Origin of the sequence: uncultured Chloroflexus sp., from assembly GCF_938091255.1 — a bacterium.
Classification (GTDB): Bacteria; Chloroflexota; Chloroflexia; order Chloroflexales; family Chloroflexaceae; genus Chloroflexus.
The window spans coordinates 14,723-29,997 of record NZ_CALLJH010000039.1 but is presented as its reverse complement, the minus strand read 5'-3'; the positions used below and the strand labels follow the sequence as shown (position 1 = coordinate 29,997).

Genomic DNA, 15,275 nt, shown 5'->3' with positions numbered 1-15,275 from the left:
GCACGTTATTGATTAAGATTAAACGAACCTACCAAGACAGGAAATTGGTTAATATCTCTGTATCTTTTGGCATCAAATCATAAAGGAGAGAAGCGTGGCTTCGTACAGCGCTGCTTTCGTTGTCTTGCCATGACGAACTGACGAATTGATAATGCTATTCCCGACACGCTTTTCTCGCAGGATCGAGATGGTGACGACGTGCAGGCCACACTGTTCGGCAATCAAGCCGAATAAGTGATCGGTCGGAATAACAATGCCTTGAAGAATAGAATTACCGAGGACAACGACTGCAACAGCGCTGGGTTTGAGGACAGCGTGAAGGTGTTGCATAAGTGATAACAATCATTAAAGTAGGAAGCTGCATAGTTTGCCCACCCCTAATCACCATAGACACCTTTTTGCCGAGCAATGGCATCAATAAGCTCTTCAAGTTCAGGCAGGGAGAATGCCAATTCGACAGGGTTTGTATCACGAACTGTCTGCCAATACTTGCCAAAATTGGCGTCTTCTAAGGAACGCAGTTCGGCCGGTGTGGCAATAAAATCGAGCCAAAACAAATGCGGTCGTGTATTCCGAACTAGTGACAATTATTGAGGTACGGAGGCGGTGTGACAACGATATCTATCGTCTCAGGTGGTACATAGTTCTGCAAGAACAATGATGAGTCGTTGATCATCGTTGCTTTTGGTTGATGATGAAACCGCTGGATTTCACTTCGATACTGAAGAATGTCTTCGGACATGATGTGCAATTTATTCGTGATCATACCAACCACATCACTACTTAGAATCTCGTCTTTTCCTGCTGCCTTGCGTGAACTAAGGCTTGGCTCGTATGAGTAGTTTGAGATGTGGACGAGGATCGAACCGAGGGCAAGTAACAGGATGGCTTGGATGGGTGATACCGGCATTTCACGAATGATGTATTTTATCAAGATAGTTTTTCCAGCTATTCCTTCGTTCACCTAACCTCTCTCACCATACAACGGGCGGATCCGCCGGTAGACCGCATCCCATGTCAGTTCGCGCCAGACCCGTGCCTGCCCGGCGGCTCCCATCGCCCGTGCCAATGCTCGGTCACGCACGAGCCGGTTAATGGCAGCGGCAATTGCAGGCACATCACCAAACGGCACCAGTAAACCATCAACCCCATGCCGGATGACTGCCGGCACACCGCCGGCCCGCGCGCCGATCACCGGCACGCCGTTGCACCACGCTTCGAGGTAGGTGATGCCGAAGCTGTCGGTACGCGAGGGTTGCACATACACATCGGCGGCGGCGAGCGCGTCGCGGCGGGTGGCGTTATCGACATAGCCAAGCACCCGCACGTGTGCCCGTTCCGCTGGGGTGAGTGCATCAACCGCCGCCTGAAAGCCGCCAAAGGCCGGCCCACACTGCACCCACACCGCGTCACTGCCCTGTTGCCACAACTGCCGCATCGCCGCTAGCGTATGCACCGCCCCCTTATCGAATGCCGCTACCCCCAAACTCAGTACGACCGGCCCGGTAATCTGGTGCGCAGCGCGAAACCGCTGACCATCACCGCCAGTCACTTCAGCGGGAGTCACCCCCGCGCCAACGGTGACGATCCGCTCGGCAGGTACGCCACGCCGGATGAGATAAGCTCGTTCGAGATCGGTCATCGTCGCCACCCACGTCGCCTGCCGTAACAGGTCGATTTGGTGCGGCATAGCATAGTAACGCACCACTTGCTCGCTGCCCGGCTCGCCTACGTGCACGAACGGCGTGCAGAGATGGGGAATGCCGCGCTGCTGCACCCACCGCGCCACCGGCAGCAGGGCAAAGTCGAGGGTGATGTTGGTGGTATGCACCACCGCTACATCGGCCAATGCCGGATCAGCCAGCGTAGCAACGAGATCGGGCAACTGCGGGGTGAGCGTCGCCAGCCGGCGCAAGAGCGGCACACTCGGCTGGCCCAGCCGGCCCAGTTCGACCATCAGCCGGCGAATGATCGGGTAGAGCAGGGCCGGGCCGGGCAAGCGCCGCACCGCCAAACGCCGGATCTGCACGCCATCGTGAGCGCCGGTTGGTTCGGCGATCCGCCGTTTGCCGGCCAGCCAGAGGTGTTCTAGATCGAAGGCATCGGTGGCGAGCACCGTCACCCGGTGGCCTTCGGCGACCAACCGCGCGCCGATCTCTTGAAAATAGCGCGCCGCGCCGCTTGGCGCCGGCCAATAGAGCTGAACGACGTGGAGGATATGCATCGGTGGTAGATGCTCCATGCAAAAGCGCGAAGGGTTTGTACGCAAAGGCACAAAGGTATTCTACATGCAAAGTCGCAACAATTGCTTATCTGTACTAACACCTCCAAAAGGCATCCCCACACCCCTTCCTACTCCATCCCCAAACATCCCTTTGCGTTTGTCCATCCCTTGGCGTTTGTTCATCCCTTCGCGCCTTTGCCCCCCTGCGCCTTCACATGTTACCCATTCAACTGGGCACGCAACGCTTCTGGCGTGGTGACGGGCAACAAGCAGGTGAACTGCTCACACAAGTAGGCAGTAGGTTGGCCATCAACCATACCGCGATCGGCAAACAAAGGGCTTAGCGCGGCAACGGGATCACCGGGTTCGGCGCGAGCGATGACCAGCCGAGGCCGATACGCCGCTCGTGCCTCGGCTACCAATGCCTGCGTGGCCGGATGATCAGGTGGTCCGATAATCGCCAGTTCGCGGATCGGGCCGATCGCTAGATCGGCGGCGCACAACATGCGGCCAAAACCGAGCGGGAAGCGGCTCAGCATTGGTGCAACTTGTTGCAAGACCTGTTCGGCCCGCGTGGCGTAGATTTCGCGCCCGGTGATGGCGTATAGCCGTAGCAAGGCCATCGCCGCCGCCGCCGACCCCGACGGGACAGCGTTGTCGCTCAGATCACGCGGGCGCGTCACCAAAGCCGGTTGGTCGCTGCCGGTATCGAAGAACATCCACGCTGGCGCATCCCAGAACAAATCGAGCATGGCGTTGGCCAGCTCGACCGCCGTCGCCAGATAGTTCGGCTCGCCGCTTGCGGCGTGCAGTTCGATCAGCGCATCGCACAGCAGCGCGTAATCATCGAGAAAACCGGCCGGGCCGGGCCGGCCGTCTTTCCAACTGCGCAACAGCCGGCCATCAGCTCGACGCAGATTGGTCAGCACAAAGTCGGCGCACTGCTGCGCAGCGGGCAAGTACTCTGGCACCCGCGCGCTGGCCGTCGCCAACGCCCGGATCGCCATGGCATTCCACGCCGTAATGATCTTCTCATCGCGGAAGGGGCGGGGGCGTTGTTCGCGGAAGGCGCGCAGGATGGGGCGGGCGCGCGCCACGGTCGCCTCGATCCGCTCGACCGGCACACCGAGCATCGCCGCCACCGCCGCTGGCGGGCGCGGCACGTACAAAATCGACTTACCCTCAAAATTGCCCTGCCGCGTCACCCCATAATACGCGCTGACCAGCGTCGCATCATCGCCGAGCGCCAACCGCAACTCATCCGGCGTCCAGACGTAAAATGCGCCCTCTTCGGCGTGGGCCGCGCCGGGCACCGGCAAGCTATCGGCGTCTTCACTGCTGAAGAATGCGCCGTCAGGGTGGCGCAGATCGCGCAGCATGTAGGCGAAGGTCTCATCGGCGATACGGGCCAAAAAGGGATCGCCGGTGACCAGCGCCGCCAGATGGTAGACTTCGGCCAGTAGCGCGTTGTCGTAGAGCATCTTCTCGAAATGGGGCACCAGCCAGCGCGCATCAACGCTATAGCGGTGGAAGCCGCCCCCGACCTGATCATACATCCCGCCGCGCGCCATCTGTTCGAGAGTCTGGTGGAGCATCGGCAAAGCCTGCACATCGCCGCGCAGATGGGCGCGCAGCAAAAACTCCAGCACCAGCGGCTGCGGGAACTTTGGCGCATCGCCAAACCCGCCGTACTGCGGATCAAACTCGCGCCCAATCTTCTCGGCGGCCGCCATTACGAGCGCCCCGTCTACTGAAGCAGTTTCGGGCAAGGGCTGGGCCAGCCGCTTGATATGATCAAGCAACTCGTGAGCGGAAGCGGTGACGTCGGCGCGGCGGGTGCGGTACGCCTCGGCAATCGAGAGCAATACCTGCCGCCAACTCGGCATGCGGTAACGGGCCGCTTTGGTGTCGGGTGGGAAGTAAGTGCCGGCATAAAACGGCGTGCCGTCGGGCAAACAGAAAACATTGAGCGGCCAGCCGCCTCTGCCGGTCAAAGCCTGCGCCGCCGCCATATAGATGCTATCGAGGTCGGGTCGCTCTTCGCGATCGACCTTGATATTGATGAAATGTTCGTTCTGGATCGCCGCCACCTCTGGATCGGCAAAGCTCTCGTGGGCCATCACGTGGCACCAGTGGCACGCGGCATAACCAATGCTCACCAGCAGCGGCTTATCCTCACGCCGGGCGCGTTCGAGCGCCTCTTCGCCCCACGGATACCAATCGACTGGGTTATCGGCGTGTTGTTGTAAATACGGGCTAGCCTCGTGAGCCAACCGATTGAGCGGACGTGCATCAGCGTTCATCGTTGCTCCTTTCGATAGTATGCACTGTCTGAATTGTAGCACATTCGTTACGGGTAGAACATATTTTCGGAAACATTCGACAAAACACCTCGGATCGGGTATAATACTAGATGGCAAACATCGCATCATAATGCGCTAAAACCGACTAACGGAGCAACCAATGGAAATCGGCATCGTCCGGCCTGTCAACATCACCAACGAGATGCGGACGGCCTACCTCAGTTACGCGATGAGCGTGATCGTTTCGCGTGCCTTACCTGACGCGCGCGACGGTCTCAAACCGGTGCAGCGGCGCATCCTGTATGGGATGTGGGATATGGGCTTCCGCAGCAACCAACCCTATAAGAAGAGTGCCCGTATTGTTGGCGACGTGCTCGGTAAAATGCATCCGCACGGCGACAGCGCGGTCTACGATGCGCTAGCCCGTATGGCGCAGCCGTGGAGCATGCGCTACCCGCTCATCGACGGCCAAGGCAACTTCGGCTCAATTGACGGCGATCCGCCGGCGGCGATGCGTTACACCGAAGCCCGTCTCGCCCCTATTGCCGAAGAGTTGCTCAGCGAAATTGAGAAAGATACGGTCGATTTCCGCGACAATTTCGACGGCAGCTACCGCGAGCCGGTCGTGCTGCCCGCCATCTTGCCCAACCTGCTGCTCAACGGCGCTTCCGGCATCGCGGTCGGCATGGCCACCAACATCCCGCCCCACAATCTCGGTGAGCTGTGCGACGCGATCGGCTATCTGATCGACAACCCGGAAGCGACGGTCGAAGAGTTGATGCAGATCATTCCCGGCCCCGATTTTCCCACCGCTGGGTTGATTTTGGGCACCGAAGGCATCTTGGCTGCCTACAGCACCGGTCGCGGCCAGATCACTTTGCGGGCCAAGACCCACATCGAAGAGGCGGGCCGCGGCGCGTTTATGATCGTCGTCACCGAGCTGCCGTATCAGGTGAATAAGGCCCGCCTGCAAGAACGCATCGCCGAGTTGGTTAAAGACCGCAAGATCGAGGGCATCCGTGATGTGCGCGACGAGAGTGATCGCAACGGCATGCGGCTGGTGATCTTGCTCAAGCAAGACGCACAGCCCAAGAAGGTGCTTAATGCGCTCTATAAGCATACCCAGATGCAGACCACCTTCGGCATCAATATGCTGGCGCTGGTCGAGCATGGCCGCCAACCGCGCGTCTTGACCCTCAAGCGACTACTGCAAGAGTATATCAACCACCGCCAAGAGGTCATCCGTCGCCGCACTGAGTTTGATCTGGCTCGTGCGCGCGAACGTGCCCATATCCTCGAAGGCTTGAAAATCGCACTCGATAACCTCGATGCGGTAATCCAGACCATCCGCGACTCGCGCACCGCCGAGAGTGCGCGCAACAACTTGATCCGCAACTTCTCGCTCACTGAGCGGCAGGCGCAGGCGATTCTCGATCTGCAACTGCGCCGGCTGGCTGCACTCGAGCGCAAGAAGATCGAGGACGAGTACCGCGAGGTGATCAAGCTGATCGCCGAACTCGAAGATATTTTGGCCAATCCGCGCAAGGTACTGCATCTGATCCAAGAAGACCTTGCCCGTCTGAAAGAGAAGTACGGTGATCCGCGCCGCACCCGCATCATTCCCGATGTCACCGGCGAGGTTAGCGACGAGGATCTGATTCCCGATGTGCGGGTGATGATTACCCTCACCGACCGCGGCTACATCAAGCGCCAATTGCCCGACGCTTACCGCACCCAGCGTCGCGGTGGGCGCGGCATCAAGGGTATGCTCACCCGTGAGCAGGATATCGTCCGCCACTTATTGACCTGCAATTCGCTCGATAATCTGCTCTTCTTCACCGACCGCGGCAAGGTCTACCAACTCAAGGCCCACGAAGTGCCCGACAGCTCGCGTACAGCCAAAGGCCTGCCACTGGTTAACCTTGTGTCGCTCGAACCGGGTGAACAGGTGACTTCGATGCTAGCTGTGCGCGAGTTCGATGCCGAGTATCTGGTGATGGCGACGGTGCGCGGTAAGATCAAGCGCACCCAACTGCGCGAGTATAGCCAAGTGCGCTCGAACGGCCTGATCGCAATCGGGTTGGAAGAGGGCGATGTGCTTGGCTGGGTGCGGGTTAGCAACGGCCACGAAGACATTTTGCTTACTACGGCGCGTGGTCAAACGTTGCGTTTCGAGCAGAGCGAGGTGCGCCCGATGGGCCGCCCGGCAACCGGCGTGATCGGCATCAATCTCGCTGAGGGCGACCGGGTGGTGAGTATGGACTTGGCTGAGGAGGGATCCGATTTGCTAGTCGTCACCGCTCGCGGCATCGGCAAGCGCACTGCCCTGAGCGAGTATCCGGTCAAGGGGAGAGCGACCGGCGGTGTAATCACGATCAAACTGCGCAACGAGCAGGATGAGGTGGCCGCAGCGGCTGTAGTGCGTGAACATTCGCTGCTGACCTTCATCACCAACAGTGGCATGGTGATGCGCACCAGCGCCAGCGAGATCTCGCGCTTGGGCCGGGCCACCCAAGGCGTTACGGTGGTGAACGTCGCCGCTGGAGATCGCGTTGCCGCCCTCTCGGTCGAAGATCCCGACGAGAACGGCAATGGCAACGGCGCCGCACCGACACTTATCGACCCAATGGGCTAACCCGTAGCGAGCATGTTGCCCCAACAAGCTGTACGGGCGGGTTTGCGACCCGCCCGTATTGTTGCTTCTACGCCACACTATCATCGCATCCTGTTACTTGCTACCCATTATCCTGTATCCGGAGTCGGCGTCGGCTCAACTTCCGGCGACGGTTCTGGTTCAGGGGTAGGGGTCGGCGTGGGAACCGGTACAATTGTCACCGTAACTTCAGGTGGGTCGCCAACAATGCTCACTCCACTCGGCAAGGCGGGGCGTACCGCAAACTGATAGATACCCGGGCCAAGGGTACTAAGGTCGAGCTGCACCACCAGCGGCGCTGAAGCAAGCGCACTGAGCTGCGCACTCGTGCCAGCAAAGGTCATCTCAACCACATTGGGCCGCACCGAAGCCTGCAAATCGCGATTCAAACCGGTAAAGATTACTTCCACCGGCAACCGCGCCTGAAACGGCAACGGGATGGGATCAATCTTGATCGTCACTTGCACTGCATCCGGCTCACCCTGCGCCGGCGATGTACCAGTCGGAATAATGAGCGGTACAATCCGCACCAACGTCTCGCGGGCATCACTAATATCAATAGCTTCGGTTTGCAACAAGCTAATGGCATCGAGCGGGCCAGAACTGCCGGTCAGCGTAATCAGCGGTGGTTTCACCTCAATCCCGGTCACAGCAAAACCCGGCGCTGGGGAACCAATCACGATCGGCGATACCGGAACTAAGCGCAAACCGACCACCGGATTGATCGGAATGATGACAGTAATCGAGGCTGGCCGCACCTGCACGCCCTCAACCGGTTGATTGTTGGCATCAATCGGGGTAAGACTGAGAGGCGCGATATACGTAGCGCGCAATTGGGCGATATTCGCTACCGTGCGCACTGCCACGACTCGCTGCACCCGGCTCTGGGGGCCGCTGATCGTCACCATGCTAATGGGTTCGCCATTGTAGCGCAATTCTGGCGTACCCCGTTCGAAACTAAAGGGCGGCGAGCCAAAGATTTCCAGATTAATCGGTGCCATCACCGTTTCAACCGGTTCCAGCCGCACGCTAATCGCCGTTGGTTCCACACCGCCAGCAGGAACGCTAAACGAGAGATTGCTGCGCGTCGGCTGGACATTGATCGGCACCAGATGATCACCGGGGCCAAGGCCGCTCAGATCGGCCACCACCCGAATATCCACTGGGCGTAATTCCGAGCGTTGGCGGCGGTCGGTGCGCAGAGTGACATCAATCGAGGGAAAGGTTGTTGTGGGCAGACCATTGGCGTCAACGATGATCAAATGATCGGCCAGACCGACAATTTGCAGCGTGAGATCCTCAAATCGGGCTGTCTCTTCTGGGTTCTCGCTGAACGAGACAAAGGACCAGAGGGCAAAACTCAGGCCAATGGCCAACAACATCCGTAAGACAATCGAGCGCACTCCGTTCATGCCGCCCTCTTCGCTTCCGATTCTAGCGGCACCTGCATCAGATCGGCCAGCATCGTCCGCAGTCGCGCTTCGGTTAGATAGCTCACCAACCGGCCATCACTGACCAGAGAAATCGCGCCGGTTTCTTCTGAGACCACCACTGCTAGCGCGTCGGATTGTTCAGTAATTCCTTTGGCGGCGCGATGGCGCGTGCCATAGCGGCGCGGCCCGGAGATATCTTCACTGAGCGGCAATACCACATTCGCAGCCAAAATGCGATTGCCGCGAATGATCACCGCCATATCGTGGAGGGGCGAATTGGGGTAGAAAATATTTAGCAGCAGCGGCACTGAAATCCGCGAATCGAGGATGACCCCACGATCAGCAAACTCCTGCAACTGGGTACGCCGCTCAATCACCATCAACGCCCCGACCCCCTGCTGTGAGAGTTGGGCAGCGGCGCGGCTAATGACCGTAATCGTTTCGAGCAATTCCGAGCGGTTAGCGCCGCCAAATGGCCGGCCAAACAGATCGCTCGAACGGCCAAGACTTTCGAGCGCGCGCCGCAATTCTGGCTGAAAGAGCACGGGAATGGCCACAATCAAGGCTGGTGAAATCACGTTGACCACTAGCCAATTCAGCAACGTCAGGCGATCGCTCGCAATCGACGGCATGAGGAAGGCAATCGCCAACAAAATACCGACACCGCGCAGCAACTGCACGGCACGGGTGCCGCGCACAATGCCGAGCAGCCAATAGAAAAAGGCCGCAACGATCAGGATGTCGATTAGCGTAAAGGGCGAGGTGAGCGGATTCAGCCGCGCCCAGAGACGCTCAAGCTCTACCATCATCAACTCTGTGGCGGCGCCGGCTTCCGTTGCTCAAGCATACGATTGGCGGCGATCAACAGTGCTTCTACCCGTTCGGTTTCGACTCCCGGCATCTTAAGCATCCGCCGGCAAAGCTGGACCGCCTGCCCGTACTCTTCACGCCGCATGAGCATCTCATACAGCATATAGTAGGCATCCAGATCTTGCTGGTCGAGGCCGATAATCTGGTGCAATTCAGCGATCGCGTTGTCGTAATCACGCTGTTGGGCAAAAATGCGGGCAATTTGCTTCTTCTCTTTAATCGCCTCTTTGGTGCGGCGCGCCAACGTATGCATCAAGGCTAACCATTGGCGCGCATCAATATCGTTAGGCGCAATCTGCACGATCCGATCGTATATCTCGCGAGCACGCTCGTGATTATTCAGCATCCAATAGGTCTGCGCCACTTCCTGCAACGAGGTTACCGCATCTTTCAACTGGCCAGCGCGCTTTTGCAACTCGCTGACTCGCACCAATCCTTCCAAGCCTTGGTCGAGGTAGCCGCGCCGCAATTGCATACGAGCTAGCCGGCTGCTCATCCCGATATGGTTCGGGGCAAGTTGCACCGCCGATTCAAGGGCTTCAATTGCTCGATCGAGCTGTTGATGCTCTTCGTAGTAGGTTGCGAGTTCATCAAGCTGGGCCAACGCTTCAGCCAATTTCCCTTGCCGGAAATAGACGTTAGCTAGTTTGGTATAGATCGCCCGATCATATGGCAACAGCTTTTTGGCTTCGAGCAATGCTTGTTCGGCGCCGGCCAAATCCTCGCTCATCGCGTAGGCTTCAGCCATCCGGCGCACAAGATCACCGCGTGAGGGCGGAATGGCAAAGGGATGGCGGAGCGACGGTTCAGGCGTCGTTTGTGCGGCAACAGCTTGCCCTCGCCGTAACTGATCAAGCGCCGCCTCGGCTTGGCCCAGAGCAATGTAGCTATCGGCTGCCGCGCGATAGACCAACGCCAGCGGCAAGATTGGGTCAGGCTCGCTCGTCAGCAAAATCTGAGCTTGTTCCAATTCCATCAGCGCTAGATGGTGCTGCTCATGCTGTTGCTGGATAATCGCCAGCATATAGTGCAGCAAGGCCCGATCGACGATCAACAAAGCTGCGCGATACTCGGCTTGCACAGCGGTAAATTCGCTCGGGCGCTGGCGCAACTGGGCCAGCACGGTCGCCAACGAATCCCAGATCACGGCCGGTTGTTCGCCCATCAAGGCCAGTGTAATGTTCAGCCGGGCCAAGGTCACCGGATCATCTGGTGAACCTAGCTCAAGCGCCTGCCGGAACTCATCGAGCGCCGCTTCAAACCGCTCGAGCTTGAGCAAAGCCAAGCCATATTGGGCATGCACCTCGCGATGTTTGGGCGCCCATTGCAGCAAGCGACGAAACTCCTCGAGCGCCTTATTGGTTTGACCAAGGCGGAAGTAGGTGTTGGCAACTTGCAACAATTGGGTCACCGCCTCATCGACGCGCCCAGTCTGTTTCAACAATTCGGCCAGCTTCGAGCGCGCATTGACTGTATCGGGCGACAACTCGATAAAACGGAAGTAGACATCAATCGCTTTTTCCGCCTCACCTCGCACCCGATACGTCTCGATCAACAACTGGTACTTCGCCAGTGCCTCTTCAGGCCGGCCCTGCCGCTCGTAGATTTCGCCCATGCGGAGATGGATCGGCAGGTACTCGACATTGTGATGGATCACTTCCATACAGGCGTCGAGCGCGGCATCCAGCAAACCCTGTTCGAGGTAGGTGCCGCTGAGTTCCAGCCATCCAGCCGTGACTTCATCAAGACCGGTTGGATCGAGGGGGGTTGGCGGTGGAAATTCCGGTTTCGGCAGCGCTGCCGGCACGCTCAGGCGCTCGATGATCGGTAACTGTTCAGGGGTTGCGACAACGCTCGGCGGCGCCGATTCATCCTCTGCCTTCTTCGCCGACCGGAGGAAATCGGTGATGGGCCGAATTTTCCCCCACCGCTCGCTCTCAGCATCAATTAACGGCGGTTCAGGCGGGGGTGGCGGTGGCTGAGGTTGTAAGACGCCAGTGCCGATCGTGCGCAGCTTAGCGAACATATTGCGATCGGCCAGTTCTTTGGCCCGGTTTTTGAATTCAGCGGCCCGATCGCGTCCCCATCGCTTGCTGACCAAAAAGTCGGCCAAGGTGCCGTAGAGGATTGAAGCGCGGGCCAAATCGCCAATCTGCTCGTAAATAGTGGCCGCACTCTCGTACATCGCGATCAGGTCATCAACCTCAGCCTTCCCGATCGTTTCTAGATCGACAAGGCTAATAGTGGTTTCAAATTCCTGCGCTGCCTGCGGCAACTGGCCGAGCGCTTGATAAACCTGACCCAAAGCAAAGTGGGCTGAAAGGGCATACTCTGGATCGCCGGCTGCACGGGTTAGCACACCTACAGCCGCTTTTAGGTCACCGCGGGCTTGGTAGAGCAAGCCAAGCGAATAGAGCACATCGGCCCGTTCGAGACCGGCCTGCAGTGCTTGCTCATAGAGTGCAACGGCCCGTTCTTCATCGCCGGCTTGCTGGCAAGCGATCGCCTCGGCCACGAACTGTTCGGGTTGCGTAGCCGAACCGCGCAACATCCCGGTAGGATGAGAAGGTCGCAAACTACTAGTTCCACGAATGGGCGGCGCCCCAGTCTGCCCGCCGAGTTGCTCGCGCAGGCGCGCCGCCAATTCACGCGCGATACGATGGTTCGGCACAAGGCGCAACGCCCATTCAACTTCTTGCAACGCAGCGCCGGGATCGTTCTGAGCAATGAGACGTTGCGCTAATTCGAGATGAGTCTCGGCGGCTTCGGCCATGGCGCCAATATCTTCGTAGAGTTGGGCTAACCGGCGACGTTGATCGTCAAGTTCTGGCTGCAACGCGAGCAATTCGCGCAACGCTTCAGCAGCTTGCAGCGTGCGCCGCTGCGCGCTGTGCAGATCGGCTAGTACGCTGTACGCCTCGACAGCAGCCGCAGTCTCACCCTGCCGGCGGTAACACTGGGCAATGTAGTTGATATAAAACGCATTGTTCGGATCGGCCTCGTGTAGATCGCCAAAGGCTTGGAGCGCCTTATCCAGCCGGTTGGTCTGGAACAGAGCGACTGCGGCGGCAGTGCGCGCCTCCACATCTTGCGGAAACTCTTGCAATGCCCGTACCGCCGCGCGCAGCGCGTCTTCCCAACGCCCTTGCGTCGATGCCTCACGGCACTGTTCCATCGCCCGATCGAAGATTGCCCGGTTGCCTGCCATAGCGCTCTTTCCACTTCTACCGGCGCTACTTCCCCAACAACAGCAGGATCAGCGCCTTCTGCACGTGGAGACGGTTTTCCGCCTGCTCAAACACGACTGATTGCGGCCCCTCGATCACCTCAGCCGTCACCTCTTCACCACGGTGTGCCGGCAAACAGTGCATCGACAGCGCATGCGGCGCGGCATGGGCCATTAACGCCGCATTCACTTGATACGGCGTAAAGACCGGCCGGCGGCGGGCCGCTTCGTGCTCTTGGCCCATCGAGGCCCATACATCAGTATACACTGCATCAGCACCGCTCACCGCCTCTACCGGTGAGGTGGTAATGGTCAACGTGGCGTCGTGCTCGCGGGCCAACTGCTCGGCCAGTTCGGTGATATCAGGCGCCGGGCGGTAATCGAGCGGGCAACCCACCCGCACATTGACCCCCAACGTCGCCCCTAATAACATCAACGAATGGCAGACGTTATTTCCGTCGCCGACGTAGGCCAGCGTCAGCCCTTGCAGGCGGCCAAACCGCTCGCGGAGGGTCAGCATATCGGCTAGCGCTTGGCAGGGGTGTTCACGGTCGGAAAGGGCGTTAATCACCGGTACGGTTGCGTAGCGGGCAAGGGTTTCCACCGTGGCGTGCTTGAAGACCCGGGCCGCAATCACTGCTACCCAACGGCTGAGGTTACGGGCGACGTCGGGCACGCTCTCGCGCCCGCCCATATCGATATCGTTGGCCGAGAGATAGGAAGGATGGCCACCGAGCTGGGTCATGCCTGCCTCAAACGCCACCCGCGTGCGCAACGAGGGTTTCTCGAAGACGAGCGCCAACGTCTGGCCTAACAAGGGCCGATCATCGGTAATGCCGGCGCGCCATGCTGCCTTGAGGGCCGCCGCCCGATCGAGCAGGGCTTCAGCTTCGGCACGGCTGAGGTCGGCTGCCGAAAGAAAATGGCGTAGGGTCATGGTGCGATGCTTTCTGTTCTCCTCGATCGTGCGCCAAGCGTTACCGTTGCGAACGGGAATGGTCACTCCGTCGCCGGCGCGGATGATACCGTTGTTCAAGGCTCAGGCGACGATAATCACCAGCCTCGATCAAGATCCGCTCGCGGCAGATGGCCGCGTCAAACATTCGGGAGAGGATGCGCGGATCAATGTCCTTCGGGTCACGATTGCTGGTGATCACCGTCGGTAGAGCATAATTATACCGATGGTTCATGATCTGGTAAAGTTTTTCCCGCGCCCACGGCGTTGTGTTTTCTGTTCCCAGATCGTCGAGGATCAACAGTGGCACATCGCGCACCAGCTCGAAACGTTCATCGTAGGCCGTTTCCGAGTTGGGGCCGAAGGTCGAACGGAGATGATCGAGCAGGTCGGGTACGACGGTAAAAAGTACCTGTGTATGGCGATCAAGCGCCTCGTTGGCAATTGCCGCCGCGAGGTGGGTCTTGCCGCAGCCATAGCCGCCAAACAAAACCAGCCAGCCCTGCGGATTCTGCGCATATTCGTAGGCGCGGGTAAAGGCCCGCTGCACGCCGGGTACGGTGCGATCAAACGTTGCAAAGGTTTTGTCGCGCAACGGGGTTAGATTCGAGAGCCGCTCCAGCTCTTCAAACCGGCGGCGCTCCTTCTCGGCCTGCTTGCAACGGCAGGTGATGAGCACGCCGAAGTTAGGATCGCCATACGGCACATCGAGGGTATAATAACCAGCCCCGCGACAGATCGGGCACACCGTCTCAGAGGTCGCTCTCGTCGCTTCCGCGGCGGAAGAGGTATCCGAGTTGTCCGCTGGTGTATTTTTCAATATCGATAGGTCGTCCGGTCTGATACGGCGCAGATTCTCGTCCATTGGCGGCCCACCTCTCCAGCATGCGCTGAATGTAACGCCACGAACGTGCGTTGGCCCGCACTGCCTCACGAATAGCGTCTTCGAGCCATTCGGCCGGGTAGCGGGCGCTGGCAGCGCGCAATTCTTCCAGCAACAATGGCGTCACTAGCCCGATATTTTGTTCGTACAACTCGATCAAGCCCGGCCGCTCGCTCAGCTCATCAGCCGGCGGCGCAATCCCACTCGCGGCCACTTGCTCGGCCCATGCACGATTGGCTGGCGTGTTGATTAAATACCAACTACGCACGCGCCCATCGAGCGGCTCGACCAGATGCAACACCGTGCCGCGCCTCACCGCCGCCGCCAACCCCTCGTCGAGCAACTCCTCGAACGAGCGGAGCGAGCTGAGCGCCTGTAACGAGCGCCGCAAGAGATCATCGCTGCGCAAGTCATCCCAACTGATCCGGCGTGGGCGGCTCCGCAAGCGGCTCAGCCGGTAAAACAGGTGGAGCGTGACTTTGATCTCGCTCGGTTTCGTGATCGCCGGCAGTACGTCGGTAAAAAACTCCGGCGGGATACCGGTGAGCCGTTCGGTGGTAAAGCCGTTGAATGCCATACTGCTCCTGCTGCCGGAAGGCGTTGGTTGCTGCCGCTCAGCTCGCATGATACCGTGCTTTGGCTTTCCATGCTACCACATCTCCCTTTGTCCAGACTTTGGACAAAATCTGTGCAAAGTATTGACAAAAACTGTGAAAGGCCATATAATT

General features: G+C 59.0%; 12 protein-coding genes. 1 reads left to right on the top strand and 11 read right to left on the bottom strand.

The window, feature by feature from the left end; all coding sequences use genetic code 11:
* Positions 1–72: 72 nt before the first annotated feature.
* The 5 genes from Q1A00_RS13505 to Q1A00_RS13485 form a co-directional block, all read right to left on the bottom strand.
* Complete coding sequence (locus tag Q1A00_RS13505; RefSeq protein WP_298402503.1) at positions 73–330, bottom strand: hypothetical protein; 258 nt, start codon at positions 328–330, stop codon at positions 73–75.
* A 47-nt stretch (positions 331–377) separates the two neighbouring features.
* Positions 378–557: a hypothetical protein gene (locus tag Q1A00_RS13500; RefSeq protein WP_298402505.1), complete on the bottom strand. Its 180-nt coding sequence runs from the start codon at positions 555–557 to the stop codon at positions 378–380.
* Between the two features lie 20 nt (positions 558–577).
* Entirely contained in the window at positions 578–964 is a 387-nt protein-coding gene (locus Q1A00_RS13495; RefSeq protein WP_298402507.1) for a hypothetical protein, read from the bottom strand.
* The gene (locus Q1A00_RS13490; RefSeq protein WP_298402508.1) at positions 965–2,224 is read right to left on the bottom strand and encodes a glycosyltransferase family 4 protein; all 1,260 of its coding nucleotides are present in this window, start codon (positions 2,222–2,224) and stop codon (positions 965–967) included. It lies immediately after the preceding gene.
* 218 nt (positions 2,225–2,442) lie between these two features.
* On the bottom strand, positions 2,443–4,527 hold the full coding sequence (locus tag Q1A00_RS13485) for a thioredoxin domain-containing protein (RefSeq protein ID WP_298402509.1): 2,085 nt from the start codon (positions 4,525–4,527) through the stop codon (positions 2,443–2,445).
* Positions 4,528–4,687: 160 nt separating this feature from the next.
* Between Q1A00_RS13485 and gyrA the strand changes: the two genes are divergently transcribed.
* Positions 4,688–7,162: a DNA gyrase subunit A gene (gene gyrA / locus Q1A00_RS13480; RefSeq protein ID WP_298402511.1), complete on the top strand. Its 2,475-nt coding sequence runs from the start codon at positions 4,688–4,690 to the stop codon at positions 7,160–7,162.
* Positions 7,163–7,269: 107 nt separating this feature from the next.
* Here the strand turns inward: gyrA and Q1A00_RS13475 are convergent, their stop codons facing one another.
* From Q1A00_RS13475 to Q1A00_RS13450, 6 genes are read right to left on the bottom strand one after another with little or no spacing between them, the layout of a single operon-like run.
* On the bottom strand, positions 7,270–8,592 hold the full coding sequence (locus Q1A00_RS13475) for a CdaR family protein (protein ID WP_298402513.1): 1,323 nt from the start codon (positions 8,590–8,592) through the stop codon (positions 7,270–7,272).
* Positions 8,589–9,419 (bottom strand): diadenylate cyclase CdaA, encoded by an 831-nt coding sequence (cdaA, locus tag Q1A00_RS13470; RefSeq protein ID WP_298482775.1) that lies wholly within the window; start codon positions 9,417–9,419, stop codon positions 8,589–8,591. Before cdaA ends, Q1A00_RS13475 begins: the two co-directional genes overlap by 4 nt.
* A gap of 2 nt (positions 9,420–9,421) precedes the next feature.
* Entirely contained in the window at positions 9,422–12,691 is a 3,270-nt protein-coding gene (locus Q1A00_RS13465) for a tetratricopeptide repeat protein (RefSeq protein ID WP_298402517.1), read from the bottom strand.
* Between the two features lie 25 nt (positions 12,692–12,716).
* Positions 12,717–13,646: an ornithine carbamoyltransferase gene (gene argF, locus Q1A00_RS13460; RefSeq protein ID WP_298402519.1), complete on the bottom strand. Its 930-nt coding sequence runs from the start codon at positions 13,644–13,646 to the stop codon at positions 12,717–12,719.
* A 40-nt stretch (positions 13,647–13,686) separates the two neighbouring features.
* Positions 13,687–14,370: an ATP-binding protein gene (locus Q1A00_RS13455; RefSeq protein ID WP_366144847.1), complete on the bottom strand. Its 684-nt coding sequence runs from the start codon at positions 14,368–14,370 to the stop codon at positions 13,687–13,689.
* Positions 14,371–14,416: 46 nt separating this feature from the next.
* Entirely contained in the window at positions 14,417–15,124 is a 708-nt protein-coding gene (locus Q1A00_RS13450; protein ID WP_298402522.1) for a DnaD domain-containing protein, read from the bottom strand.
* Between the last annotated feature and the right edge of the window lie 151 nt (positions 15,125–15,275).

Coding starts and splice junctions, on each gene's coding strand:
- Q1A00_RS13505 (WP_298402503.1), bottom strand. CDS start 330: ATGCAACACCTTCACGCTGTCCTCAAACCCAGCGCTGTTGCAGTCGTT.
- Q1A00_RS13490 (WP_298402508.1), bottom strand. CDS start 2,224: ATGCATATCCTCCACGTCGTTCAGCTCTATTGGCCGGCGCCAAGCGGC.
- Q1A00_RS13485 (WP_298402509.1), bottom strand. CDS start 4,527: ATGAACGCTGATGCACGTCCGCTCAATCGGTTGGCTCACGAGGCTAGC.
- gyrA (WP_298402511.1), top strand. CDS start 4,688: ATGGAAATCGGCATCGTCCGGCCTGTCAACATCACCAACGAGATGCGG.
- Q1A00_RS13475 (WP_298402513.1), bottom strand. CDS start 8,592: ATGAACGGAGTGCGCTCGATTGTCTTACGGATGTTGTTGGCCATTGGC.
- cdaA (WP_298482775.1), bottom strand. CDS start 9,419: ATGGTAGAGCTTGAGCGTCTCTGGGCGCGGCTGAATCCGCTCACCTCG.
- Q1A00_RS13465 (WP_298402517.1), bottom strand. CDS start 12,691: ATGGCAGGCAACCGGGCAATCTTCGATCGGGCGATGGAACAGTGCCGT.
- argF (WP_298402519.1), bottom strand. CDS start 13,646: ATGACCCTACGCCATTTTCTTTCGGCAGCCGACCTCAGCCGTGCCGAA.
- Q1A00_RS13450 (WP_298402522.1), bottom strand. CDS start 15,124: ATGGCATTCAACGGCTTTACCACCGAACGGCTCACCGGTATCCCGCCG.